We start from the raw sequence: 23,798 nt of genomic DNA on the forward strand, positions 1-23,798 counted from the left end.
TCATGCGCATCATCAAGACCTCGCTCGTGACGACATCCGAAGAATTCTCGGCAAACGTGGCCCACTACCAGGGGCTGAGAGCCGATCTCGACAAACATCTCTCTCTTGCAGAGGCCGGTGGTCCGGCCGACGCCGTCGCACTGCATAAACAACGAGGCAAACTGACGGTTCGCGAACGGGTCGCGGCACTGCTGGACCCCGATTCTCCATGGCTCGAACTGAGCCCCCTCGCCGCCTGCGGGATGTACGAGGAGCAGGTTCCCGCCGCCGGTCTGATCAGCGGCATCGGCTTCGTGTCTGGACGGCCCTGCGTCATCGCCGCCAACGACGCCACGGTCAAGGGCGGCACCTATTTTCCGATGACGATCAAGAAACATCTGAGGGCGCAGGAGATCGCCCTGGAGAACCGGCTGCCCGCGATCTACCTTGCCGACTCCGGAGGAATCTTCCTGCCCATGCAGGCCGAACTCTTTGCGGACAAGAACCACTTCGGGCGGATCTTCTACAACCAGGCGCGGATGTCCGCACTGGGCATTCCGCAGATTGCCGTGGTCATGGGCATGTGTACGGCGGGCGGCGCCTACGTACCGGCGATGAGCGACGAGAATGTCATCGTGAAGGGAACCGGCACCATCTATTTGGGCGGGCCGCCCCTGGTGAAGGCTGCGACCGGCGAGGAGGTGACCCCTGAAGAACTCGGCGGCGCCGACCTGCACACGAGACTGTCCGGCGTGAGCGACCATCTGGCCGAGAACGACCAGGACGCGCTGAAGATCTGCCGGTCGATCGTTGCCACCTTGCCCCGACGGCCTGCGAGACGGCGTGACTGCGAGAGCGAGGAACCGCTCTACCAGGCCAGTGACCTCTACGGACTCATCCCGAGCAATCCCCGGAAGACGCCCGAGGCGCACGAGGTGATCGCCCGGATGGTGGACGGAAGCAGATTTCACGAGTTCAAGGCGCGCTACGGCCAAACATTGACCTGCGGATTCGCCCACTGGACTGGGCATCAGGTCGGCATCGTCGCCAATAACGGCGTGCTGTTGTCGGAGGCCGCCTTGAAGGGGACGCATTTCGTCGAGCTTTGCGCCCAGCGACGCATCCCGCTCATCTTTCTGCAGAACATCACCGGATTCATGGTCGGCAAAGAGTATGAAGCCCGCGGGATCATCAAAGACGGCGCGAAGATGGTGCAGGCGGTGGCAACCGCCGACGTGCCGAAATTCACGGTCATCATCGGCGCCTCCCACGGCGCCGGCAATTACGCGATGTGCGGCCGCGCCTATGGACCGCGCTTCCTCTTCCTCTGGCCGAACGCGCGGACGTCGGTGATGGGGGCGCAGCAGGCCGCCCATGTACTGGCGACCGTCAAACGGCAGCAACGGGCGAGGGAGCACGTCACGCTCTCCGAGGACGAGCAGCGGAAGATGAGTGAGTCCACCATGTCCCAGTATGAGCGGGAAGGCAGCCCCTATTTCAGCACGGCCCGCCTCTGGGATGACGGGATCATCGATCCATCCGACACGCGACGCATCCTTGGCCTATGTTTGGACGTCGCCATGACTATGGCGGTCCATCCGTCGCGCCCACCGGTGTTTCGCATGTGAGGACCGCATGACGCATCCAGCCGCCATCCTAATCGAATCGCACGACGGCGTGACCCGCGTGACACTGAACCGTCCTCACAGGCGGAACGCGTTCGATGCCGGTATGGTCGAAGCACTGTCCCGGGTCTTTGACGAGTCGGGCCGGAACCCCTCGGTCCGAGCGGTCGTCTTGACGGGCAATGGTCCCGCGTTTTGCGCCGGCGCGGATATCGACTGGATGAGATCCGGTGGAACGCGGTCCGCGCCGGAGAGGCGGAAAGATGCTGAGGAGCTCATGAGGATGTTTCGCGCCATCGACGAATGTCCCTGCCCCGTCATCGCGCGAGTCCAGGGACCGGCCTTCGGAGGCGGAGTCGGCATGATCGCAGCCTGTGACATCGCCGTGGCGGTGGAGGACGCGACGTTCGCCCTCAGCGAAGTCCGTTTGGGGATGGTGCCGTCGGTGATCGCTCCTGTTCTGCTCCGAAAGACCGGCGAATCCTTCCTGCGACGATGCTGCCTGACCGGAGAACCATTCTCCGCGTCGGCCGCCAAACAGGGCAACCTCATTCACGATGTCGTCGAAAAGACTCAGCTCGATGCCCGCGTCGATGAGTTGATTCAGTCGGTCCTGCGTGCCGCGCCGCAGGCGGCACAGGACACCAAAGCCCTGCTCCACCGGCTGCCCGCCCTGTCCGGCAACGAGCAATGGAATACCTGCGTCGAATCCAACGTCCGCGCTCGCCTTTCGGACGAAGCGCAGGAAGGATTCCGGGCCTTTCTTGAACGACGTGCGCCCGTCTGGACTGCGATGCCCGGAAAGCGAGGGAGTCGAAGCGCCCCCGAATAATGAGGGCTGAAGAGAGGATATCGCACGATGTCGCTCGGTAACGGGCATAACAGGGTTGCAAGGCCGATCCGTATTATCGAAGTCGGTCCGAGGGACGGACTGCAAAATGAACCGGCGATCGTCCCGACCTCTGCCAAGGTGTCGTTTGTCAACGCCCTGTCTCGAACGGGAGCGGCGGAAATCGAGATCGGGTCATTCGTATCCCCCCATGCGATCCCCCAGCTGGCCGATTCAGACGAGGTCGCTCGCAAAATGGAACGCCTACCTGGCGTGACCTATTCGGCTCTGGTGCCCAACGAGAAGGGATTGGAACGGGCGAGAGCCGCGGCGATAGAAAAGATCGCGGTCTTCACCGCGGCCTCGGAGACGTTCGCCAGGCGCAACATCAAATGCGGGGTCCTGGAATCGATCGACCGGTTCGCGCCGCTGGTGGCCGAAGCCAAACGGGACGGGATGACCGTGCGCGGCTACATTTCCACCGCGACCCACTGTCCCTTTGAAGGCGCCGTCGATCCGGGCCGCGTCATCAAGGTCATGCAACGGCTGCTACACATCGGAATCGATGAAATTTCCCTTGGAGACACCATCGGCAAAGCCGCTCCGAACGATGTGCGACGGCTGTTGGATGCAACCCTCCCGCACATTGAGCGAAGCCGGCTCTCCCTGCACTTCCATGATACCTACGGCATGGCCGTCGCCAATGTCCTGGCAGCCTGGACAGATTACGGCATCGAGGCCTTCGATACGGCCGCCGGCGGACTGGGCGGCTGCCCCTACGCGCCGGGAGCATCGGGCAACGTGGCGACGGAAGACGTGGTCTACGCCCTCAAAGCCTCGGGAGCCATCCTGACGGTAGACGAACAACAGGTGGCTGCGGCAGCCAGACAGATCTCACGGGCGTTAGACCGTCCCCTCGCGTCTCGACTGTCGCGCATCCAAACGGACCGAACCTCCTATGAGCCTGTGACATGACTGCCTTGGACCTGCGCCGATCCGGGCGAGAGACGACCGACGTGGCGGTTTTGGCCGACAGGGTCAAGACCGGCGACGTTCGTGCCGTTTCGCGGCTGATCACGCTCTTGGAGAATCGAGACCCGGACGGAGCCGCCGCATTGCGGCTGCTCGACTCGGGGTCCCGCCACGCGGACGTAACGGGTATTACCGGTTATCCGGGAGCCGGCAAGAGCACCCTGATCGCTCAACTTGCGGCTGCCTACCGACGTTCGGGCAGGACAGTCGGAGTGCTGGCCGTCGATATCAGCAGTATCGTGACGAAGGGCGCCCTGCTCGGCGATCGCATCAGGATGGGAGATCACACGCTGGATCATGGGGTGTACATCAGGAGCATGGCCGCTCGCGGCCATCACGGGGGGCTCGCCCCAACCACCCGGGAAGCCGCGCTCGTGTTGGACGCGGCCGGGTACGACGTGGTGTTGGTCGAAACGGTCGGAGTCGGTCAGGGCGAAATAGAGATCATGGACGTCGCCCACACCGTGGTCGCAGTCGTGGCACCCGGCCTGGGCGACGAGGTCCAAGCGATGAAGGCGGGTCTGTTGGAAGTCGCCCCGATCATCGTACTCAACAAAGGCGACCATGCCGGGGCTAATTCCACCCTCCGCGACCTACGGGCCTGGTGCCCGCACGTCGTCCGGACTGTTGCCACGACGGGCGAGGGGATCCCCGAACTGGTAGCCGCGATTGCCGCGCATCGACGGAGCCACAAGACGCATGATGATGGAACGCCTGGCGCCCGGCCCAAGCCGCGCTTGGTCTAGGTAGCTGCGCACACAACGTGTCGAATGGAGGATGTCATGTCGCACCAACTGTTATTGACCGTCTCTCACCACGTTGCACGAATCACCCTCCACAATCCGCCGGCGAATGTGCTCAACCTCTCCATGCTCAAACAATTGGAACACGTGCTGAGCGAGGTGGAGGAAGACGAGTTTGTCCGGGTGATGATCGTGACCGGTTCCGGACGATTCTTCTGTGCGGGAGCGGATCTCAATGAGCTGGCCCATCTCAATACGATGCACGGCGGAGCAGAATTCGCCGTGCGCGGACAGTCGCTGCTCAATCGTATCGAGCGATCGGAGAAGCCCGTTCTTGCCGCCCTCAACGGCACCTCCGTCGGCGGAGGTCTGGAGCTGGCCTTGGCGTGCCACATTCGATTGGCCGCCGCCGGCATCATGATGGGGTTGCCGGAAGTCAAACTCGGCCTCATACCGGGATTTGGAGGCACCCAACGGCTCCCGAGAGTGGTGGGCGCGTCACGAGCGGCCGAAATGATCCTGACCGGTGAAAGCCTGTCCGCGGAAGAAGGGCAGCGGATCGGTCTGGTCAGCCGAGTCGTACCGCAGCACGAGTTGATGGCGCAGGCCGAAGCCGTCGCGACGGTGATTTCGTCACGCGGCAAACCCGCGATCGAGGCGGCGCTGCATGCGATCAGAGGAGGGCTCGACATCCCCCTGTCCGAAGGGCTGGACCGGGAGGCCGAATTGTTCGGCCGCCTATGCGCGACCGACGACAAGAGGGCAGCGGTCCAGGCGTTTCTCGAAAAGCGTCATTCGCGGCTCACAGAGGCGAACGCATGATTTCTCAGCTGCGCGAAGTACAGCGCATGAAGATTGAAGAAGGCATACACATCGGAAAGGAGCGGCCGTTGCTGGCGGACCGTCTCGCCCGCTACAGCCGAACCCTCCGATACGAAGACTTGCCCGGCGCCGTCGTGCACGAGGTGAAGCGGCGGATCATGGACAGTCTGGGTTGCGCACTGGGAGCCTGGAATGCGCCGCCCTGCCGGATCGCGCGCCGCATCGCGGAATCCGTCAAGGTCGCCGGCGGCACGACGCTCTGGGGCACAGGTCATAAAACGCTCCCCGATCTCGCCGCCTTCGCCAACGGCGCGATGGTCCGGTATCTCGACTTCAACGATACCTATCTCGCGCGGGAACCGGCGCATCCCTCGGACAACCTTGCGGCCGTGCTTGCAGCCGGAGAGGCGTGTCATGCGTCGGGGAAATCCGTGATTCTGGCCGCGGTAGTCGCCTATGAAGTGCAATGCCGCCTGTGTGACGCAGCGGCGCTGCGTCCGCGCGGCTGGGACCATGTCACCTACGGGCCCTTCTCCTCGGCTCTCGGGGCCGCCAAGGTGATGAAGCTCTCCGCCTCGAAGACCGAGCAGGCCGTCAACCTGGCCGGTGTCGCGAACGTCGCGCTGCGCCAGACGCGCGTGGGCGATCTGTCCATGTGGAAGGCCTGCGCCTTTTCCAACGCAGCTCGCAACGGGGTCTTCGCCGCCACCCTGGCTCGCAGCGGCATGACCGGCCCCGCGCCGATCTTCGAAGGAGAGAAGGGCTTCATGAGACTGGTATCCGGACCGCTCGATCTCTTCCCATTCGCGGGAGAGATGGCACAGGCATCCTCCATGGCCGGGAGCCAGTCCCCCTCGTTCAAGATCCTGGATACCTATATCAAACACTACCCGGTGGAATATCACGCGCAAACGGCGGTGGAGGCCGCGCTGGCGATCCGGGAGGATCTGCTGAAAGCTGAGGGCGACGGCGCACTTGCTTCCATCTCCGAGGTCGAAATCGCCAGCTATGACGTCGCGATCGAAATTATCGGACGCGACCCGGAAAAATGGCGGCCTCGCACGCGAGAAACCGCCGACCACAGCTTTCCCTTCTGCGTGGCTGCGACCCTCCTGGACGGCAAGATGACGCTGCGCTCGTTCGACGGCGCTCGCCTCACTGATCCGGCGCTACAAGCGTTGATGCAGAAGGTGCGCGTCGTTCCGCAATCTGATTTCGTCGGCCGCTACCCGGAGGCCATGCCGACGCGCCTCATGGTTCGGACGAGGGCCGGAAACGTCTATCTCCAAGAGGTGGACCATCCCCTGGGCCATCCCAAGAACCCGATGTCCGACCAACAGGTGGAAGACAAGTTCCGCCTGCTGGCCGAAAAAACATTGAGTCGCGAGCGGATGAGGACGCTGATCCGGTCGGTCTGGACGCTCGACCGGCTGAGGGACATCGGGGCGTTGATGCCGTTGCTGAGAATCCGTAATCGGTGAAGGCGATGCGCGACGAACGAGGAACGAGAAGAGCACGCCGTTTCCGCGAACTGCTCGACAAGCAGACGCTCATCCTTCCAGGAGCGTTCAATGCCCTGACGGCCATGCAGATCGAGCGTGCCGGCTTCCACGCGCTGTACGTGTCGGGCGCCGGTATGTCGGCCGCACGAGGACTCCCGGATATCGGCCTGCTCTCTTTGACGGAAGCGGCATACGACTCGGCGACCATCACCAAGGCCGTGGCGATCCCCGCCATCGTGGACGCGGACACGGGTTTCGGACCTCCGCTCGCCGTGATGCGGACGGTGAAGGAATTCGAGGCAGCCGGGTTGGCCGGGATGCAGATCGAAGATCAGGAGATGCCCAAGAAATGCGGACATCTTCCGGGAAAGCGGGTGGTCCCGACCGACGACATGGCCGGCAAGATCCGCGCGGCGGCCGATGCCAGGCAGGATCCGGATTTTTTCATCATCGCCCGCACGGACGCGCGCGCCATCGAAGGGTTGGAGTCGGCCGTGCGGCGGGCGCGAATCTACATCGACGCCGGCGCGGACGCGATATTCCCCGAAGCCCTCGAGTCAGCCGACGAATTCCGCACATTCGCCCGACACCTCGCCAAGGAAGGCGGGAAGGCCCCGCTGGTCGCCAATATGACCGAATTCGGCAAGACTCCCTATCTGAGCGTAGCGGAGTTCGAAGAACTTGGCTATCGCCTGGTGCTGTTTCCTGTCACGGCACTGCGTATGGCGACACAGGCGGTCGATGAGATGCTGTCTGAACTGAAGACCCGCGGCTCGCAGCGCGGCCTGTTGGAGCGGATGTATACGAGAACGAAGCTCTATGACCTGCTGCGGTACGCGGACTATGAGCAATGGGATCGTCGCGTTCATTCGACGGAAGACGGCCATGCGAATCGCTGAGTCGGAAAACACTCCCGGATATAGCCCGGGGCTGGACGGAGTCATTGCCGGAGAAACGGCCCTCTGCCATGTGGACGAGGACGAAGGAGGCCTGCGATATCGCGGGTACGCAGTCAGCGATTTGGCGGACCAGGCGACCTTCGAGGAGGTGGCCCATCTGCTACTGTGCGGGACGTTGCCGACCAGGAAGGAGTTGAAGGAGTTCGAGGGGCGGCTCGCAGCGGAGGCCCTGTTGCCCGCCCCTGTCGAAGCGTTTCTTGGCATGATCCCTCCGGCCGCGCATCCCATGGATATTCTGAGAACGAGCGTCTCCCTGCTGGGAATGATCGAGACGGATGCCGAAGATCATTCGCATGACGCGAACCTCCGGAAATCCATCCGCCTCCTGGCGCAGATTCCCCTCGTGATTTCGGTCGCACATGGGCTCGCGAACGGGACCCCCCGCATGGAGGCGCAACCGAATCTGACCTTCGCCGAGAATCTCTTGTGCCTCTTGACCGGCCGGAGAGGAGGCGAGGAATGGCGCCTCATGGCGCACGTCCTCGACGTATCCCTCACGCTCTATGCCGAGCATGAATTCAATGCCTCCACGTTCGCGGCCCGCGCGACCGCCTCCACCATGACGGACCTCCACTCGGCCGTGACATCGGCGATCGGCACGCTCAAAGGACCACTTCACGGGGGGGCAAATGAGGCGGTCGCGGAGATGTTCCTCGAGATCGAACGCCCTGACAGAGCGGAAGGATGGATCAGGGAGCAGCTGGGGGGAAAACGCCGGATCATGGGCTTCGGCCATCGTGTCCTCAAGAATGGCGATTCGCGCTCCGCGATTATCCAGCGGCACGCCGATCGCTTGAGCCGGACCTGCCGCGACCGCCGATGGTACGACATCGCCCTGATCATCGAACGCGTCATGCGGCAGGAGAAGGGCCTCTGCCCGAATCTTGATTTCTACACAGCGGTGGCCTATCTCCTGATGGGCATTCCCCGCCGACTCTATACGCCGATCTTCGTCTGCTCCCGCATCACGGGGTGGTGCGCTCACGTGATCGAACAGCAGGATCACAACAGGCTGATCCGTCCGCGGGCTCTATACAAGGGGCCCGCAAGAGAGTCCTATGTCGACATCGACCACCGTCGCTGAAGAGATTGCCCGGGCGCGGCAGACGGAAGACCCTTCTCCTGCTCTTCCGTGGAATTCGTTCGCGGATTTCTTCCGATCCCGAGTCTATGATCGAGACCTGGTCAACCGGCCGTTCCTGACCTACTACGACGACGACCGGCAGCTTCATTGTACATACAGCTACGCCGAATTCGGCACCCTGGTCCAGCAGGCTGCTTCGTTTCTCCACGACCGAATCGGACTTCGACGCGGGGACCGGTTGGCGACGATCCTTTTCAACCATGACGTCACCGTCGTGCTCTACTTTGCCGCCTGGGCGACGGGAATCACGATCGTGCCGATCAACGCCGAGGAAACTGCGGAGAAGAAGCGGTTTATCCTCGGTCATTCGGAGGCGGCGGCCCTGTGCTGCTGGCACAGTGACATCAAGGACGTGCGCGAGTTCCAGCGAGACCTGCCAAGCCTGCGCCACGTGATTCCGGTGAACGACGAAGGCTTCCGGGATGGTTCTTGGTACAGATCCGCAGGCGTCAAGGACTCGCCTCCGAGGATCTCTCACCTTGCGCCTTTCTCATCAGACCTGAACGATGAAGCCCTCATCGTCTATACCTCGGGGACCACGGGACCGCCCAAGGGTGTGATCCTCACCGTCCGGAATCTCTTGACCGACGCCGATGCGATCGCCGACTGGCATCGCTTCGACGTGAATGATCGCTTGATGTGCGTGCTCCCTATCCATCATGTGAACGGAACGGTCGTGACGCTCCTTACCCCGTTCTATTGCAAGGGAAGCGTGGTGCTGAATCGCAAGTTCAAGAGCACGACCTTCTGGCGGAGGCTGCATGAGGAGGGCGTCACCTGTGTCAGCGTCGTGCCCACCCTTCTTGAATTCCTGTTGGATGCAGACGAGGACCTGGCGCCCTACCGGCTGGACCGGTTGAAGGGCTTCATTTGCGGCGCAGGGCCAATGTTGAAAGCCACCGCGCTTCGCTTCGAAGCGCGGTTCCATTGTCCCATCCGCCACGGCTACGGGCTGTCCGAAACGACGTGTTACTCATGTTTCCTGCCCAACGATCTGTCGCCCGAGGAGCGCCGCCACTGGCTGAGCGCCTATGAGTTCCCCTCGATCGGAGTGCCGGTGCGGCACAATGCGATGGCCATTCTCGACGAACGCGGGCAACTTCTGCCGGAGGGAACGCGAGGAGAAATCTGCATCTGCGGCACGACCGTCTGCAACGGCTACTACAAGCGCGACGACGCCAACGAGGCGGCATTCCGACGGGGCTGGTTCCGCTCAGGGGACGAAGGGTTCTTCCGGCGGGACAAGCACGGGAGACCGTTTTTCTTCATTTCAGGACGGCTGAAAGAATTGATCATTCGTGGCGGCGTCAACATTTCGCCGCTCGAGATCGATGATGTGCTGAAGCGTCATCCGCTCGTCCAGTTCGCCATGACCGTTCCGTTCGAACACCGGTACTATGGGGAAGAGATCGCCGCCTACGTCGTCCCGCGAGCGGGCCTCTCCCAACCGACCGAAGCGGATCTGCAAAGGCATTGCCGTCGGTTCCTTCCCTTCTCCAAATGTCCGAAAATCATCCTTTTCGGACAGGACGTTCCCTACACCTCGACCGGAAAACCCAAACGGCTGGAGCTGAAAACCCGCCTCGCTTCCGAACTCGTCATGTACCGCGAGCACCAATTCACCGAAAATGACCGATAAGTCGCTTTGATTTCCAAGAAGTGCCTCCCACCCGTGCAGTGAAGAGAGGCTGCGCCCGGTTAGCGGGCGGCTCTCACGAAGTGCTTCCTCCACCCTAGAACGGTTGCTTAAAGCACATCATCGATAGATGTCTGAAGGCTTCTAGCATTCTTGTCCGCACGGAAGCATCCGGAATACGAATCCAACTTACCTTTGTCCTGCATAAATAGTGATGATCGGGAGCCGTCCGGCAGTTTGTTTTTGTTAGGGACGGAGGGAAATCTATACTGTAGCTGGTATCTTGGATACTGTCCGTTGGGATAGCGCTGAAATCCAGGAAGACTTCCACCTGAGCCAATCCGCTTTCATTATTGTTCAGACCGAGATGATACACAGTATTTTCGCTCACCCAGCTCATCTTGCAACTGTCGAATTTAACGTTCCTCACATTAAAGGAATGTTCAGACGTATGTTCTGACGCTGAACTTTGCATCGTTTCACGAATCCAAGAGATGGTTTCCTGGTAGCTCGGCGGTTGGGCCTTCGCTGTCATTGGAAGCACAACGATGGAAAATGCAATAACCTGTAAAATAACGCTCGTCTTGCGGGCCATGGCAAAGAGGATCGCTGTTAGGCTCATCGATCGCCGGTGATTATCAGACAATTCATGACGGATCGGATCTACAGACCCTCGGTCACTGTAGCCCTTCTCAATCCGTATGGTCAATCCTGACTGGCGCCGCGAACTAGTCCGCGGCGAGTAGGCTTAGTTTCCATCCTTTATGCGAATCCAACATGAGACAGGGCGGCGGCAGGAGGGAATCATTCGTGAGGAGGCTTCGCCTGAATGGCGGGCGGCACGAGAGATACTGGTGGATTTATCCGACGCCGCCAGCGCTTTGAACCGCTAAAGAGGGGTCGGCTCAACCGAAGGTTGGTATGGTGGTCCCAACGGGATTCGAACCCGTGTCTGAGCCTTGAGAGGGCTCCGTCCTAGGCCAGGCTAGACGATGGGACCAAGGTGGTCGGCAACGCGAAGAGGCGCAACTGTAACACAGGCCCCAAAGCTGGTTCAACGCAGCTCCCTTGATATTCATGTCTTGAATCCGAAGATGCTTTCTCACTTGTTCGAACACCAGAGTGAAGAGGCCAGCACCCGAGGCAAGGAGAACGCCCGGAGGGCGGATGGTTTCATCCCAGCCACTGGGGAAGTAGACGAACGACAACCTGAGACCGGCACCTTGACAGCCATACGAACATGGCCTAACGTGTCGTATTCACATTCCTTTTCGACTATCGAGCCGACTCGCTCGCCGAAAACTTCCCGCATGAAGGACTGGCCAAATACGGATCCGATGGAACTGGACAGTCTAAGGAGAATCATTGAAGAACCGAAACCCGAACAAGGTCTTGAGTTGCACGTCGGCTCGAACGTGTTCCGCACGACCAACGGAGTCGTAAAGATTCAAGGCAAGGAACATTTGGTCCTTGAGGTTCGTCCCGATCCCCCTGGCCTCTTCCTGACCATGGACATCTATGATGAGCAAGGACGGCGCATCGGACATCTGCGGAGAAATTCCGTGTCCGCATCTTCGGCGGAGAGGTTTGCGGTTTCGTCCAGCGCGGCGCCGAATCTGACGATCAATGACGCGTTGAATGTGATGGTCGTGGATCGGGAAACAGGACGAACCCTTATCGAAGCCTATCTGTTCCAAAAGCGGAAGATCCGCATCGCCTCCGGCCAGTTCTATTCACACAAAGGTGAATTCGTGTCCATCAGCCCGCACTATTGCCGGGTCGGTACGGGCTTCGCGCGCTTCGGCGACGTCATCGAGAGCCGAGGCGGCACCGCCGCCATCGGTTGATCTTCTTCCATCTTTCTCCCCCGTCTCCACATCAACTGCTCGCGCCAAGAACGTCATCCCTTTTGACAAGACGGAAAAGTCTCGTACAATGGTGCCAATGACCGACATCGTCAAACCGAGCGTCCAAGCTTTTCTCGTGTGCGATCAGGTGATCGAGGACAGCGTTACGAAGAAGAAAAGTCTCATCGGCCTGTTCACGCATCTCCAGGCTGCGGCCTTTCCCTTCCAGCACCAACAGATGGGGCTGTATTTCTGCCTGACCGACGCCGAAGGGACCTACCGATTCGATATCGACCTGATGTATTTGAACACGGAACAATTGGTGTGTCGCGCCACGCTGCCGAACATCGTCATCGGAGATCGCCTGCAAATCTCCGACTTCGGCATCAATATTCCTTCCCTGATCTTTCCGGCTCCGGGACGCTATGAGTTCCGCCTGCGCATGGAAGGGCATCTGATTGCGCAGAAGGACTTCAACGTCATGCAGCTCCAACCCCATCCTGCCTCTTAAATCACACGTGCCGCTGTCTCTCCGCACAGCCTTCCTGTAATAGGTCAGCCTCGTCTTGATCATACCCACGAGGGGGGGCATCCACTGCTCGATCAGGGCTCAATGCTCGGGAGCAGACCCTGATCGGCTCCCGCGGGCATGACAAGCTGCACTGTTTCGGATGGCAAACTGACTCACTACCCGTCCGTGCGAGCCCTTCTCCGCCGCTGACTCTTGTGATAGAACAACCGGCAGACTTATTTTCCCCAGGGGAAGGACCACGTGACCGACTCAACCGCCGCCTCCAATTTCATTCGCGACATCGTGTTGGCTGACCGCGCGGCCGGCAAGAATGGCGGTCGCGTCGTCACGCGATTTCCGCCCGAGCCAAACGGCCATCTTCACATCGGCCACGCCAAGGCGATCTGTTTGAACTTTGGGCTGGCGCAAGAGGATCCGGAAGGGATTTGCCACCTCCGGTTCGACGATACCAATCCCACGACTGAAGATCTCTCATACGTACAGTCGATCGAGGACGACGTGCGATGGCTGGGATTCGACTGGCGCGGCAAACTGTTCTTTGCGTCCGACTACTTCGAGCAGCTCTACGGCTTCGCCGAGCGATTGATCACGAAGGGCTTGGCCTATGTCGATAGCCTGACCGCGGATGAAATGCGGAGCTACCGGGGCACCCTGACGGAACCGGGCAAGAATAGCCCCTATCGCGACCGATCCGCCGAGGACAACCTGAAGCTCTTCCGGCAGATGCGGGCGGGAGAATTTCCCGATGGAACGCACGTGCTCCGGGCAAAAATCGACATGGCGTCTCCCAATATGAATCTCCGCGATCCGGTGCTCTACCGTATCAGGCATGCGGCGCACTATCGAACCGGAGCAGACTGGTGCATTTATCCGGCCTACGATTACGCGCATCCGCTGTCCGACGCCATCGAGGGGATCACCCATTCCATCTGTACCTTGGAGTTCGAAGATCATCGCCCGCTCTACGACTGGGTCGTGGCGGAAGCCGAACCTCGGCACCGCCCGCAACAAATCGAGTTCGCCCGGCTGAACATCGAGCACGCGGTCATGAGCAAACGCAAGCTGCTCGAGCTGGTCGAACGGAAGCTGGTTGCCGGCTGGGACGATCCCCGGCTGCCGACCCTCAAGGGCTTTCGCCGGCGCGGCTATACACCGGACGCCATCCGCGCGTTCTGCGACCACCTCGGCGTGGCCAAGCGGGATGCCGTAGTCGAGATGCAATTGCTCGAGTCTTTCATCCGTGAAGATCTGAACAAGCGTTCCCAACGAGTCATGGCGGTTCTGAAGCCGCTGAAAATCGTGATCGAGAACTATCCGGCCGACGAAACGGAAGAGCTCGACGCAGTCAACAATCCGGAAGATCCTTCAACAGGCACCAGGAAGGTTCCATTCTCCAAGACCCTTTATATCGAACAGGACGACTTTCTCGAAGAGCCTCCGAAAGAATTCTTCCGCCTCGCTCCGGGGCGGGAAGTCCGCCTCCGATACGCGTACATCATCAAGTGTGTTCGCGCCGTCAAAGACCCGGTCAGCGGTCAGGTCACCGAATTGCACTGTACGTATGACCCCGAAACCAAGAGCGGAGCTGCGCAGGCCAAGCGAAAGGTGAAAGCGACGATCCACTGGGTGTCGGCTGCGCACGCCGTCAAGGCGGACGTCCGCCTGTACAACCCGTTACTCACGACGGATCTGACCGAAGTTCCTCCCGACCACGACTGGACCACCTATCTCAATCCACAATCCTTGGAAGTCCTGAGCAATTGTCTCGTCGAACCGAGTCTCAACAAAGTTGTCCCCGGGGCCAAGTTCCAGTTCGAACGCTTGGGCTATTTCTGCGCGGATCCGGACTCCATGCCCGGGAAACCGGTCTTCAATCGGACGGTTTCGCTCAAAGACGCCTGGGCACGAGCGGCCAAGCGTCCGGGAACCACATAGTTTGAAGTCTCATCGCCCCCCATCAGACAGACTGCTCCACCATTTTGTCGTTCGCTGATCTCCTCCGCTAAAACTCCCTGATTGCTTTACCGCACGAGGCCGTTTGCTACACTCAAGACGACAACAGTTCGCTTCAGGCGAAAGGACGAAGGAGACGAGCATATGATTGAATGTCGCCAGCATCCCCGTGTCACCGTCGACATGCAGGTATACTTTTCCACGACCGGCAACAAGCTGATCCGTGAAGGCACCATGTTCGATCTGTCCGTCGGCGGATGCGCAGTCGCCAGCACCACCTCAGTCCAGTCCGGCTCGGCGGTACGGATTCTGATTCGCGCCACGGACTTGGGATCGCCCATCACCATCGAGTCGGCCGCAGTCCGTTGGAGCGAGCACGGAGAATTCGGAGTCGAATTCATCGGGGTTTCTGACGTCGATCATCATCGCCTGCGACGGCTGCTTCAAGCCACCAACGTCAGTCACGTCCAGCCGAGCTGAGTTCGGCTTCCGACTTACTTGTCGTGATAGAATTCGGGCATGGTCTGCCCGCTGTGTCGTCGACCGACGACGTGGACTGCCAACCCCTAGCGCCCCTTCTGCTCCGAGCGCTGCCAGTTGATCGACCTGGGAGCCTGGGCATCCGAAGGATACCGTTTACCCGCGCAGAGTCCGAATCTCCCCTCGCCGGCCGAACAATCGGATGAAATCGTTGGGAACGAGATCGTGGACGAATCACCGGATCGCGAGGCGTAGCGCTCTGGTGCCCCGTGCTGATGGACGAAGCCTCGACGCGTTGCGATCGGTGCCGGAAGATCGCGGTGAGATCTGGAAGGAAAAATTGGCTGGGGGACTAGGAATCGAACCTAGGTAGCCGGCTCCAAAGGCCGGCGTCCTACCGCTAGACGATCCCCCAGCGCGGCATGGGGCTTCACGAGGACCGATGAGACATGAAAGAGAGATATTGGCTGGGGGACTAGGAATCGAACCTAGGTAGTCAGATCCAGAGACTGACGTCCTACCGCTAGACGATCCCCCAACCGGCATTCACAGTAATATACGGGTCCCGATTCCGTCAAGCCAACCGACTTAGTCTTCCGCCCACCGCGCCGGTAACCCTACTGACTCGACTCAAACAGCCTGGGCCTTTTCAAGTCCTTTGCGCAATCTCAAAAGAGTCCGGTCCCGGCCCAGCACGTCCATCACCTCAAAGAGACCCGGACTCGCCGTGCGACCGGTGAGCGCGACACGGACCGGCTGCGCCAGCTGCCCCATCTTCCACCCTTCTTCTTCGACCAGCTTCTTCAGGGTATCTTCCCATTCCGGCTTCGAAAAGGTCGGAAAGGCCTCGAACCGAGCCAGCAGCTTTGCCAGAAGCGGAGCGACTGCCGGCGTCAGGAATTTCTTGGCGGCATCCTCGTCGAACGAAACCGTTTCACCGAAATAAGGTGTGACCCACGTCACCATGTCGGCCAGCGTTTTGACCCGCTCCTTGACCAACACGACAAGCTCGGCCAGCCATGTCCTCGAAACCCTTTGAACTTGCTCCGTGAGTCCCGCCGATTCCAGGAGAGGGATCAGCGCATCGGCCACCTGTTCCGGTGGGCTGGTGCGGATATATTCGGCGTTCAACCATTGCAGCTTGTCCGGGCTGAAGACCGCGGCGGACTTCTGCACGTGGTCCCAGGAAAACTTTTCGATCAACTCCTGCCTGGTAAAGACCTCCTGATCGCCGTGGGACCATCCGAGCCGAACCAGATAGTTGACCATGGCGTCCGGCAGATATCCCATATCCCTGTAAGCCATAATCGACGTCGCCCCGTGCCGCTTCGAGAGCCGGGCCTTGTCCGATCCGAGAATCATCGGCAGATGGCCAAAACGGGGGATCGGAAAACCGAGAGCCTCGAAGATCGGGACTTGGCGAGGCGTATTGGTCAGGTGGTCGTCCCCACGGACGACGTGGGTGATCTGCATCAACGCATCGTCGATGACGACTGAGAAATTATACGTCGGATAGCCGTTCGACCGGAGGATGATGAGATCGTCCAATACCGAATTGTCGAAGACGACTTTCCCCTTGATCAGGTCGTCCACGACGGTCTGGCCATCCTGCGGCGCCTTGAACCGCAGCGCGGCTTCGCCACTTGGTTGGGTGATGCCGAGATTGCGGCAACGACCATCATAGCGCGGAGAGAGCCCCTTTGCCTCGGCCTCTCGTCGACGCGTCTCCAACTCTTCGGGCTTGCATACGCACCAATAGGCCTTTCCCTGGTCGAATAATCTCACCGCATGCTGACGATAGAGATCCATGCGTTCCGTCTGGCGGAAAGGCCCTTCATCCCAATCGAGTCCGACCCATTTCATCCCTTCGATGATGGCGGCGATCGATTCTTCCGTCGACCGGTCCTGATCCGTATCTTCGATTCGCAGGACGAACACGCCGTGCTGCTGGCGGGCAAAGAGCCAATTGAAGAGAGCCGTCCTGACCCCGCCGATATGGAGAAACCCCGTAGGACTCGGTGCGAATCGGACACGAACCTGGGTCATGGTTTTACCTTTTCGATATGCTTTTCAATGTGATTGCGGCGGGGCGTATCTATAGCACGGGCTGAAAATGCTTGTACAGCAACGCACTCATGACACGCACCTTCCTTCCAGCACGCCCTTCTGCTATGAATCGAATCCATGGCGGAATTCACCCAGTGGGCCACGCTGCTGTCGGTCACCAATCTCACCCCGCATGTCCGGCAACTGGTGCTTCTTCCGAAGGAGCGCCCGCTCTCGTTCGCCCCCGGCCAATGGGTGTCGCTCAAGCTCCCCGTGGGTCCTAACCCACCGCTCAATCGAGCGTACTCGATGGCGGCGCCTGGTACGGCCTCAGGGGAGCTCACGCTGATATTGGATCGGGTCACCGACGGGTTGGGATCCGGCTATCTTTATGGGCTGAGTCCGGGCAATGCTATCCAATTGTCGGGTCCATACGGCAACTTTACGCTCCCGAGCCAGCTCGATCGTGAACTCTTGTTTATCGGCCGCTTTACCGGCTTGGTTCCCATCCGGTGCATGCTGAAGCAGATGTACGCGCACCATCGAATGGACTCGGTCTTGCTGATCGCCGTCGCGCCGGACGAGGACGATCTCTTGTTTCATCACGAATTCTTGACCTTGGCCATCCACCATCCAGGGTTCCGCTACCTGCCGCTAGTCGCGGCCGGCGGAGAGCAGCAGGCCGTGGATCTGGTCCTCTCCATGCTACGCCCCCTGATGAACGGAGGGCCCCAGATGCTGCCCATGCTGTGCGGAACAAAACAATTCGTGCGGCCGCTGCGAGCATATTTCGTCGAGTCAGGATATGAGCGGAAGGAGGTCAAGACTGAGACGTATGACTGAATGACCCGGCCAGGCATGACGCTAGCCGTCAGAAGCCGGGGCACTGCGTACGGTGGACTCGTATTTCAGCGGAAGCCTCCGATCTTTCAATGACCTTCCTTGACCAGATTCTTATTTACAGCGGGAATCTCCACCACGATATCCTTGGTCCCGTTGGGTACGCACTGGCAACCAAGGCGGGATTGCAGCGTCGTCATCGGAGCTTCGTCGAGTTGGTCAAATTCATCGTCCGTGCCTTCGTTGCAACTCTCCAAACCTTGTTTAACGATCACATGGCAGGTGGAACAAGCGCACACCCCTCCGCAGACGTGCTCCAGCTCGATGCCATTTCCCATGGCAATATCCAGTAGGCTGCCCGGTAACCCCGTCATTCCATAGGGAATCTTGTTCGGGTCGACCTGCACCTTTGTGACCTCGCCGTTTGGGGCCACAAAGGTAACGGTATATGGGCGCGTCGGTAGATCGACGTCGCTTTTCTCAATATACGGATTCGTTCCTCCCATTGACCTTGTTCCTTTCTTCGCGCTCGACCCAGCCGATCTACGTGGACTCGACTCTACCGCTGGTTGACACTGTTGAAGAGCCCGTGCTATCGTTAATCCGACCTATCTAGTCGGAGATCATTATAGTCTCCGATCAAACTGATCGGCAATAGTCATGTTGAAGATTTCGAAGAAAGCAGATTACGCGTTGATGGCCCTTCAGCACATTGCTTCGGTCCAGTTTGGCGATCTCACTCCCGGGCGCGTTGTCAACACAAAGGAGATCGCAGAGGAATATCATATCCCGCTGGAACTCCTCGCAAAGGTGCTGCAGACCCTGGCGAAGAACGGCATGATTGAAAGTCACAATGGTCCCAAGGGTGGCTATGTGCTGGGGCGAAATGCGAGCCAGATTACGATCGCGCAAATTCTTGAAAGCATTGAAGGTCCGTTGGGTATCACCGATTGCTCCCATGAAAAAGACGGTGATGTGTGCTTGCAGCGGGAGCACTGCAATATCCGGACACCATTATTGAAGGTGCAGGACAGTATTTATCAATTGTTGAACAGCATGACCCTCCAGGACATGCTGGGCGGCACACCGCTCATTACTATTCAGTCATCCACGGCGCAAGGAGTTGAATGATGAAGCTTCCAATTTTCCTCGATAACCACAGCACCTCCCCGATGGATCCCCGTGTATTGGAAACCATGCTCCCGTATTTCACCGAAAAATTCGGCAATGCCGCGAGCCGCAACCATGCCTTCGGATGGGCTGCCGAAGAGGCCATCGACACCGCTCGGAAGCAGATCGCCAAGCTGATCAATGCCGACGCCAAGGAAATCGTCTTTACGAGCGGCGCCACCGAATCCGATAATTTGGCGATCAAGGGCGTGCTCGAGATGTACAAGGAAAAGGGCTCGCACATCATTACCGCGGTGACCGAACACCGTGCCGTGCTCGATACCGTCAAGACGCTGGAAGCAAAGGGTTTGGCCACCGTGACGCTGTTGCAGGTCGACAAGCAGGGCATGGTCAACCCAGAGGACGTGCGCAATGCCATCACCGACAAGACCGTTTTGATCTCGGTCATGCTGGCCAACAACGAAATCGGCTCGATCAACCCGATCAAGCAGATCGGAAAAATCGCAAAAGAAAAGGGCGTCCTGTTCCACTGCGATGCGACGCAAGGCGTTGGGAAAATTCCGGTGGACGTCCAGGACATGGGCATCGACCTTATGTCTTTTTCGGCCCACAAGATTTACGGCCCCAAAGGCATTGGAGCCCTCTATGTACGCAAGAAAAACCCGCGGGTGAGAATCGCCGCCCAGATGGACGGCGGCGGGCATGAGCGGGGTATGCGCTCCGGAACGCTGGCCGTGCCGTTGATCGTGGGATTCGGCAAAGCCTGCGAAATTTGCGGACAGGAAATGGCGGCGGAGAGCGTACGGTTGACCAAGATGCGGGACCGTCTCCAAAGCGCCATCATGGGAGCTTTGGAAGAAACCTACCTCAACGGCCACCCGACCAATCGGCTGCCCGGAAACTTGAACATCTCTTTCGCCTACGTCGAGGGAGAATCGTTGTTGATGGGCATGAAGGACATCGCGCTGTCGTCGGGCTCCGCCTGTACGTCGGCCACCCTGGAACCGTCCTACGTGTTGCGGGCGCTCGGGGTCGGGACCGAACTGGCCCACTCGTCGATCAGATTCGGGCTGGGCCGGTTCAACACCGACGAAGAGATTGACTATACGATTAAGAAGGTTATTGAGGTAGTAACCAAGCTGCGAGAGATGTCCCCGCTCTATGAAATGGCCAAAGACGGCGTCGACTTGAAAACGGTTCAATGGGCAGCTCACTAATGAACATTCTTAAACCGGAACGTTGAATCATCTTCACGGAGGCGAATCATGGCATACAGCGATAAAGTAGTGGATCATTTCAATAATCCCAGGAACATGGGATCTTTCAAGAAGGACGAGGACGGCGTCGGCACCGGCATGGTCGGAGCGCCGGAGTGCGGCGACGTCATGAAGCTCCAAATCAAAGTGCAGAACGATACGATCGTCGATGCCAAGTTCAAGACGTTCGGCTGCGGCTCCGCCATCGCCAGCTCGAGCCTGGCCACCGAATGGTTGAAGGGGAAGACGCTCGAAGAAGCGCAAAAGATCAAGAACACAGACATCGTGCAGGAACTCAACCTTCCGCCCGTCAAAATCCATTGTTCCGTCCTGGCGGAAGACGCGATCAAAGCGGCCTTGGCCGACTATCACAAGAAGTCGGACGCCAAGTAAGCCGGCGCGAGAAAGGGGACCTTCATCATGGATCAGGACACGGCAACCCAGACTCCGGTCATTACCCTGACCGAGGCCGCCTTGAAAGAGGTCAAGCGGCTGATCAATGTCCAAGGCCTCACGGAAGGCGGCCTGCGCCTGGGAGTGAAAGGCGGTGGCTGCTCAGGCCTGAGTTACACGATCAATTTCGACGAAAAGATCGGGCAATACGACCAGGTCTATGATTTCGACGGGGTCAAGGTCATCGTCGACGCGAAGAGCGCCATTTATCTTCAGGGCACCCAGCTTGACTACCAGAAGGATCTGATGGGCGGCTCGTTTAAGTTCGTCAATCCGAACGCCAACAAGACGTGCGGCTGCGGAGAGTCTTTTTCGGCCTAAGGCCGCCGTTGCGAGATCAATAGCCGTAGGGAGCGGGCATGGCGAGACGCCATGCCCGTTTTTGCTCATGGTTCCACATACTCACCCTTCCGGCAGACGCGAACTGCAGATGGCCCGCAGCATGTGCTGGCACTGCCAATCGGAAGTGTCCGGGGAATATTTCTGCGAACGTTGCGTCAAAGTGCAACCGGTATCCAAGGACGCCGACTATTTCACGTGCATGGGTTTTCCCCGGCGGCTGAACCTCGACGTGCAGAAGCTCGAAGCCGCGTTCTACGAACTCAGCCGGGCGTTTCACCCGGACTTCTATCAAACGAAGAGCGAGACAGAACAGGCGATCAGTCTCGACAACGCCGCCACGCTGAACACAGCGTATCGGACGCTCCGCGATCCGATTCAGCGCGCGGAATATCTGCTGTCCCTGGAGGCGGGATCCGTGAAGGACATCCGAACCTCTCCTCCCGCCGATCTCTTCGAGGAGATCCTGGAGTTGCAGGACACGCTCGACGAATATCGGGCCGCAGACCGCGCGTCTGAAGCCGCGCAACGACTTCGCCCTATCCTTCAGTCCGAACAACACAAGCTGGAAGAACGGTCGAAGGCCGTCGAATCCCAACTTCGCAAATTATTTACGCAATGGGACCAATTGCAAGATCGCGGCGAGGCGACCAGCGAGTCCCGGAGCGAACGGGAGCGGCTGCTGAAGGAGATGCGAGACCTGCTGTCGCACCGCACCTACATCGGCAACATCGTTCGCGACCTCGTCGCCACCATCGAGTAGCGAACGGCATTCACCACGATACCTTCAACCCATGGCACGAATCGTCGGCATCGATCTCGGAACCACCAACTCGCTGATTGCCTACATGAAGGACGGGCGGCCTTGTGTCATTCCGGGCCGCAACGGCCGTACGATGGTCCCCTCCGTCATCGCCCTTACCGATAACGGCCTCATCGTCGGCGATGCCGCGAAGGAATACTTGACGCGCAGCTCCGAGCGAACCGTGTATTCCGTGAAGCGTTTCATGGGCAAGGGACTGGCGGACGTCCAGGAGGAATTGGCCTATTTCCCCTATTCCGTGAGCGAGCAGGGCGGTGTGATCCGGATCAAAATGGGCGAAAAAACCTATTCGCCTCCGCAGATTTCGGCGATGGTGCTCAAAGAGCTGAAGGCACGGGCCGAGGCGCATCTCGGCGAAAGCATCACCAAGGCGGTCATTACCGTGCCGGCCTATTTCAACGACAGCCAGAGACAGGCCACAAAAGACGCGGGCATGATCGCCGGCCTGGAGGTTCTGCGGATCATCAATGAACCCACGGCCGCCTCGTTGGCCTATGGGCTGCAAGAGAAAACCCAGGGTACGATCGCGGTCTACGATCTCGGCGGCGGCACCTTCGACATCTCGATCCTCAAATTGAAGAACGGGATCTTCGAGGTCTTGGCCACCAACGGGGACACGCACTTGGGAGGCGACGATCTCGATCGCGCGATCCTCGATTCCTTCGTTGCAGACATCCGGAAGATCCACGGCATCGACCTGGGAACCCACCCGGACCACCTCCAAGCTGCTCGGCTCGAAGCGGAACGGGCCAAGATTACGCTGTCGGATGCGACGACTACCTCCGTATCCATCGAGCTGCCGGACGACAAGGGTATCTATCGGAGCGAGCTGACCCGCGATCAACTGGAATCTCTCACGATGCGCATTGTGGATCGCACGCTGTCGCCCTGTCGCATGGCGCTGAAGGATGCCGGGCTGTCGCCGGCAGAGATCGATGAGGTCGTCCTGGTCGGCGGATCCACCCGTATGCCGCTGGTCCGCCAACGGGTCGAAGCGTTGTTCGGCAAACCACCGCACTGCGACTTGAATCCCGACGAGGTCGTCGCGCTCGGCGCAGCCGTGCAGGGGGACATTCTGGGAGGGGGGACGACCGACATGCTGCTCCTGGACGTCACCCCCCTGTCGCTGGGCATTGAAACGATGGGCGGGGTCATGAGCAGCCTGATCCGACGGAATACCACGATTCCTGCCAATGCCAAGGAGATGTTTACGACGTACGTCGACGGACAAACGGGGGTCGACATACATATCCTGCAAGGGGAACGGGAACTCGTCAAAGACAATCGCAGCCTGGCGAGGTTTCGTCTCAAGGTTCCCCCCCTGCCGGCCGGGGTCCCGCGCATCGAAGTCACCTTCCTCATCGACGCTAACGGCATCCTGAACGTCACCGCCAAAGACATGCGGACGGGACAGAGCCAGTCCATCGAGGTCAAGCCCTCCTACGGCCTGTCCGACCAAGAGGTCGAGCACATGATCGAGGACTCATTCAAGTTTGCCATGGACGACGTCAACGCCCGCAAGCTCATCGAGGCCCGCTTGGACGCCGGCGCGCTGATCACCACCACGGAAAAATCGCTGGAAGAAGGGGCCGCGCTGATTTCACCGGAAGAAGCCGCCACGGTACGGACGGCGGTCTCGAACCTGGCGGGTGCCAAAGACGGCAGCGACCCGAAGGTGATCAGAGGGAAAATGGCCGAACTGGAGCAGGCGGCGAAGAATCTGACCGTCGTGCTGCTGAACCATTCGCTGAAACGGGGATTGCAGGGCAAGAAAGTTTCGGAAGTGACCTGAATCGGGATCCGCGACGGCCACGGCACGTTTCTGCA

23 protein-coding genes, 3 tRNA genes and 1 pseudogene are annotated in these 23,798 nt (G+C 59.6%); 21 read left to right on the forward strand and 6 right to left on the reverse strand.

The features are described from left to right. Positions 1-2 precede the first annotated feature (2 nt). The 9 genes from NSJP_RS02480 to NSJP_RS02520 are packed head-to-tail and all read left to right on the forward strand — an operon-like array spanning position 3 to position 10,274. Positions 3-1,607 carry a carboxyl transferase domain-containing protein gene (locus NSJP_RS02480; protein WP_080885360.1) on the forward strand — a complete coding sequence of 535 codons (1,605 nt, stop codon included), beginning with the start codon at positions 3-5 and terminating at the stop codon, positions 1,605-1,607. A gap of 7 nt (positions 1,608-1,614) precedes the next feature. After that, entirely contained in the window at positions 1,615-2,436 is an 822-nt protein-coding gene (locus tag NSJP_RS02485; protein WP_080885361.1) for an enoyl-CoA hydratase-related protein, read from the forward strand. 27 nt (positions 2,437-2,463) lie between these two features. After that, positions 2,464-3,408, forward strand: coding sequence for a hydroxymethylglutaryl-CoA lyase (locus NSJP_RS02490; RefSeq protein WP_080885362.1), 945 nt, complete (start codon positions 2,464-2,466; stop codon positions 3,406-3,408). After that, entirely contained in the window at positions 3,405-4,211 is an 807-nt protein-coding gene (gene meaB / locus NSJP_RS02495; protein WP_080885363.1) for a methylmalonyl Co-A mutase-associated GTPase MeaB, read from the forward strand. The genes NSJP_RS02490 and meaB overlap by 4 nt, the downstream gene beginning before the upstream one ends. A 36-nt stretch (positions 4,212-4,247) precedes the next feature. Next, positions 4,248-5,030, forward strand: a complete 783-nt coding sequence (locus tag NSJP_RS02500; RefSeq protein ID WP_155969801.1) for an enoyl-CoA hydratase-related protein — start codon at positions 4,248-4,250, stop codon at positions 5,028-5,030. After that, complete coding sequence (locus NSJP_RS02505) at positions 5,027-6,511, forward strand: MmgE/PrpD family protein (protein ID WP_197685469.1); 1,485 nt, start codon at positions 5,027-5,029, stop codon at positions 6,509-6,511. The genes NSJP_RS02500 and NSJP_RS02505 overlap by 4 nt, the downstream gene beginning before the upstream one ends. Positions 6,512-6,516: 5 nt before the next feature. Continuing rightward, complete coding sequence (prpB, locus tag NSJP_RS02510; protein ID WP_080888489.1) at positions 6,517-7,431, forward strand: methylisocitrate lyase; 915 nt, start codon at positions 6,517-6,519, stop codon at positions 7,429-7,431. After that, positions 7,418-8,575 (forward strand): citrate/2-methylcitrate synthase, encoded by a 1,158-nt coding sequence (locus tag NSJP_RS02515; protein ID WP_080885365.1) that lies wholly within the window; start codon positions 7,418-7,420, stop codon positions 8,573-8,575. The genes prpB and NSJP_RS02515 overlap by 14 nt, the downstream gene beginning before the upstream one ends. Further along, positions 8,550-10,274 (forward strand): class I adenylate-forming enzyme family protein, encoded by a 1,725-nt coding sequence (locus tag NSJP_RS02520; protein ID WP_080885366.1) that lies wholly within the window; start codon positions 8,550-8,552, stop codon positions 10,272-10,274. Before NSJP_RS02515 ends, NSJP_RS02520 begins: the two co-directional genes overlap by 26 nt. A gap of 94 nt (positions 10,275-10,368) precedes the next feature. Here the strand turns inward: NSJP_RS02520 and NSJP_RS02525 are convergent, their stop codons facing one another. Further along, positions 10,369-10,893 carry a hypothetical protein gene (locus tag NSJP_RS02525; protein ID WP_080885367.1) on the reverse strand — a complete coding sequence of 175 codons (525 nt, stop codon included), beginning with the start codon at positions 10,891-10,893 and terminating at the stop codon, positions 10,369-10,371. Between the two features lie 300 nt (positions 10,894-11,193). Next, positions 11,194-11,271, reverse strand: a tRNA-Glu gene (locus NSJP_RS02530). Positions 11,272-11,581: 310 nt separating this feature from the next. Here NSJP_RS02530 and NSJP_RS02535 point away from each other — a divergent pair. The 5 genes and pseudogenes from NSJP_RS02535 to NSJP_RS19915 all read left to right on the forward strand — a co-directional run bounded on the left by NSJP_RS02535 (position 11,582) and on the right by NSJP_RS19915 (position 15,338). Continuing rightward, entirely contained in the window at positions 11,582-12,118 is a 537-nt protein-coding gene (locus tag NSJP_RS02535; protein WP_155969803.1) for a hypothetical protein, read from the forward strand. Positions 12,119-12,215: 97 nt separating this feature from the next. After that, complete coding sequence (locus tag NSJP_RS02540) at positions 12,216-12,629, forward strand: DUF6941 family protein (protein ID WP_080885369.1); 414 nt, start codon at positions 12,216-12,218, stop codon at positions 12,627-12,629. Between the two features lie 261 nt (positions 12,630-12,890). Further along, positions 12,891-14,585: a glutamine--tRNA ligase/YqeY domain fusion protein gene (locus NSJP_RS02545; RefSeq protein ID WP_080885370.1), complete on the forward strand. Its 1,695-nt coding sequence runs from the start codon at positions 12,891-12,893 to the stop codon at positions 14,583-14,585. Positions 14,586-14,747: 162 nt separating this feature from the next. Then, positions 14,748-15,083 (forward strand): PilZ domain-containing protein, encoded by a 336-nt coding sequence (locus tag NSJP_RS02550; protein ID WP_080885371.1) that lies wholly within the window; start codon positions 14,748-14,750, stop codon positions 15,081-15,083. A 39-nt stretch (positions 15,084-15,122) separates the two neighbouring features. Then, positions 15,123-15,338: pseudogene (locus tag NSJP_RS19915) on the forward strand (DNA gyrase inhibitor YacG). Between the two features lie 86 nt (positions 15,339-15,424). On the opposite strand, the gene NSJP_RS02560 reads toward NSJP_RS19915, so the two are convergent. The 3 genes from NSJP_RS02560 to gltX all read right to left on the reverse strand — a co-directional run bounded on the left by NSJP_RS02560 (position 15,425) and on the right by gltX (position 17,129). Next, a tRNA-Gln gene (locus tag NSJP_RS02560) sits at positions 15,425-15,498 on the reverse strand. A 49-nt stretch (positions 15,499-15,547) separates the two neighbouring features. Then, positions 15,548-15,621, reverse strand: a tRNA-Gln gene (locus NSJP_RS02565). Positions 15,622-15,713: 92 nt separating this feature from the next. Next, positions 15,714-17,129: a glutamate--tRNA ligase gene (gltX, locus tag NSJP_RS02570; RefSeq protein ID WP_080885372.1), complete on the reverse strand. Its 1,416-nt coding sequence runs from the start codon at positions 17,127-17,129 to the stop codon at positions 15,714-15,716. A 138-nt stretch (positions 17,130-17,267) separates the two neighbouring features. On the opposite strand from gltX, the gene NSJP_RS02575 reads away from it, so the two are divergent. Beyond that, positions 17,268-17,972, forward strand: coding sequence for a ferredoxin--NADP reductase (locus tag NSJP_RS02575; RefSeq protein WP_080885373.1), 705 nt, complete (start codon positions 17,268-17,270; stop codon positions 17,970-17,972). 86 nt (positions 17,973-18,058) lie between these two features. Here NSJP_RS02575 and NSJP_RS02580 read toward each other — a convergent pair whose 3' ends face one another. Beyond that, complete coding sequence (locus NSJP_RS02580; RefSeq protein ID WP_080885374.1) at positions 18,059-18,475, reverse strand: 2Fe-2S iron-sulfur cluster-binding protein; 417 nt, start codon at positions 18,473-18,475, stop codon at positions 18,059-18,061. Positions 18,476-18,629: 154 nt separating this feature from the next. Between NSJP_RS02580 and NSJP_RS02585 the strand changes: the two genes are divergently transcribed. The 6 genes from NSJP_RS02585 to dnaK all read left to right on the forward strand — a co-directional run bounded on the left by NSJP_RS02585 (position 18,630) and on the right by dnaK (position 23,763). Then, positions 18,630-19,100 carry an RrF2 family transcriptional regulator gene (locus tag NSJP_RS02585; RefSeq protein WP_080885375.1) on the forward strand — a complete coding sequence of 157 codons (471 nt, stop codon included), beginning with the start codon at positions 18,630-18,632 and terminating at the stop codon, positions 19,098-19,100. Then, positions 19,097-20,317, forward strand: coding sequence for an IscS subfamily cysteine desulfurase (locus NSJP_RS02590; protein WP_269457707.1), 1,221 nt, complete (start codon positions 19,097-19,099; stop codon positions 20,315-20,317). Before NSJP_RS02585 ends, NSJP_RS02590 begins: the two co-directional genes overlap by 4 nt. Before the next feature lie 48 nt (positions 20,318-20,365). After that, positions 20,366-20,749: a Fe-S cluster assembly scaffold IscU gene (iscU, locus tag NSJP_RS02595; protein ID WP_080885377.1), complete on the forward strand. Its 384-nt coding sequence runs from the start codon at positions 20,366-20,368 to the stop codon at positions 20,747-20,749. Between the two features lie 27 nt (positions 20,750-20,776). Next, on the forward strand, positions 20,777-21,130 hold the full coding sequence (locus NSJP_RS02600; protein WP_080885378.1) for a HesB/IscA family protein: 354 nt from the start codon (positions 20,777-20,779) through the stop codon (positions 21,128-21,130). Positions 21,131-21,239: 109 nt separating this feature from the next. Then, positions 21,240-21,911 carry a Fe-S protein assembly co-chaperone HscB gene (gene hscB, locus NSJP_RS02605; RefSeq protein WP_172834107.1) on the forward strand — a complete coding sequence of 224 codons (672 nt, stop codon included), beginning with the start codon at positions 21,240-21,242 and terminating at the stop codon, positions 21,909-21,911. A 31-nt stretch (positions 21,912-21,942) separates the two neighbouring features. After that, on the forward strand, positions 21,943-23,763 hold the full coding sequence (dnaK, locus tag NSJP_RS02610; RefSeq protein WP_080885380.1) for a molecular chaperone DnaK: 1,821 nt from the start codon (positions 21,943-21,945) through the stop codon (positions 23,761-23,763). The last annotated feature ends 35 nt before the right edge of the window (positions 23,764-23,798 follow it).

Origin of the sequence: Nitrospira japonica, from assembly GCF_900169565.1 — a bacterium.
GTDB lineage: Bacteria > Nitrospirota > Nitrospiria > Nitrospirales > Nitrospiraceae > Nitrospira_C > Nitrospira_C japonica_A.

Excerpts from the sequence above, each read along its gene's own strand:
- NSJP_RS02515 (WP_080885365.1), top strand. The coding sequence starts at position 7,418 with ATGCGAATCGCTGAGTCGGAAAACACTCCCGGATATAGCCCGGGGCTG.
- hscB (WP_172834107.1), top strand. The coding sequence starts at position 21,240 with ATGGCCCGCAGCATGTGCTGGCACTGCCAATCGGAAGTGTCCGGGGAA.
- gltX (WP_080885372.1), bottom strand. The coding sequence starts at position 17,129 with ATGACCCAGGTTCGTGTCCGATTCGCACCGAGTCCTACGGGGTTTCTC.
- NSJP_RS02535 (WP_155969803.1), top strand. The coding sequence starts at position 11,582 with ATGAAGGACTGGCCAAATACGGATCCGATGGAACTGGACAGTCTAAGG.
- NSJP_RS02600 (WP_080885378.1), top strand. The coding sequence starts at position 20,777 with ATGGATCAGGACACGGCAACCCAGACTCCGGTCATTACCCTGACCGAG.
- NSJP_RS02520 (WP_080885366.1), top strand. The coding sequence starts at position 8,550 with ATGTCGACATCGACCACCGTCGCTGAAGAGATTGCCCGGGCGCGGCAG.
- iscU (WP_080885377.1), top strand. The coding sequence starts at position 20,366 with ATGGCATACAGCGATAAAGTAGTGGATCATTTCAATAATCCCAGGAAC.
- NSJP_RS02525 (WP_080885367.1), bottom strand. The coding sequence starts at position 10,893 with ATGAGCCTAACAGCGATCCTCTTTGCCATGGCCCGCAAGACGAGCGTT.
- NSJP_RS02505 (WP_197685469.1), top strand. The coding sequence starts at position 5,027 with ATGATTTCTCAGCTGCGCGAAGTACAGCGCATGAAGATTGAAGAAGGC.
- NSJP_RS02480 (WP_080885360.1), top strand. The coding sequence starts at position 3 with ATGCGCATCATCAAGACCTCGCTCGTGACGACATCCGAAGAATTCTCG.
- dnaK (WP_080885380.1), top strand. The coding sequence starts at position 21,943 with ATGGCACGAATCGTCGGCATCGATCTCGGAACCACCAACTCGCTGATT.
- meaB (WP_080885363.1), top strand. The coding sequence starts at position 3,405 with ATGACTGCCTTGGACCTGCGCCGATCCGGGCGAGAGACGACCGACGTG.
- NSJP_RS02590 (WP_269457707.1), top strand. The coding sequence starts at position 19,097 with ATGATGAAGCTTCCAATTTTCCTCGATAACCACAGCACCTCCCCGATG.
- NSJP_RS02580 (WP_080885374.1), bottom strand. The coding sequence starts at position 18,475 with ATGGGAGGAACGAATCCGTATATTGAGAAAAGCGACGTCGATCTACCG.
- NSJP_RS02490 (WP_080885362.1), top strand. The coding sequence starts at position 2,464 with ATGTCGCTCGGTAACGGGCATAACAGGGTTGCAAGGCCGATCCGTATT.
- prpB (WP_080888489.1), top strand. The coding sequence starts at position 6,517 with ATGCGCGACGAACGAGGAACGAGAAGAGCACGCCGTTTCCGCGAACTG.
- NSJP_RS02500 (WP_155969801.1), top strand. The coding sequence starts at position 4,248 with ATGTCGCACCAACTGTTATTGACCGTCTCTCACCACGTTGCACGAATC.
- NSJP_RS02575 (WP_080885373.1), top strand. The coding sequence starts at position 17,268 with ATGGCGGAATTCACCCAGTGGGCCACGCTGCTGTCGGTCACCAATCTC.
- NSJP_RS02540 (WP_080885369.1), top strand. The coding sequence starts at position 12,216 with ATGACCGACATCGTCAAACCGAGCGTCCAAGCTTTTCTCGTGTGCGAT.
- NSJP_RS02585 (WP_080885375.1), top strand. The coding sequence starts at position 18,630 with ATGTTGAAGATTTCGAAGAAAGCAGATTACGCGTTGATGGCCCTTCAG.
- NSJP_RS02550 (WP_080885371.1), top strand. The coding sequence starts at position 14,748 with ATGATTGAATGTCGCCAGCATCCCCGTGTCACCGTCGACATGCAGGTA.
- NSJP_RS02485 (WP_080885361.1), top strand. The coding sequence starts at position 1,615 with ATGACGCATCCAGCCGCCATCCTAATCGAATCGCACGACGGCGTGACC.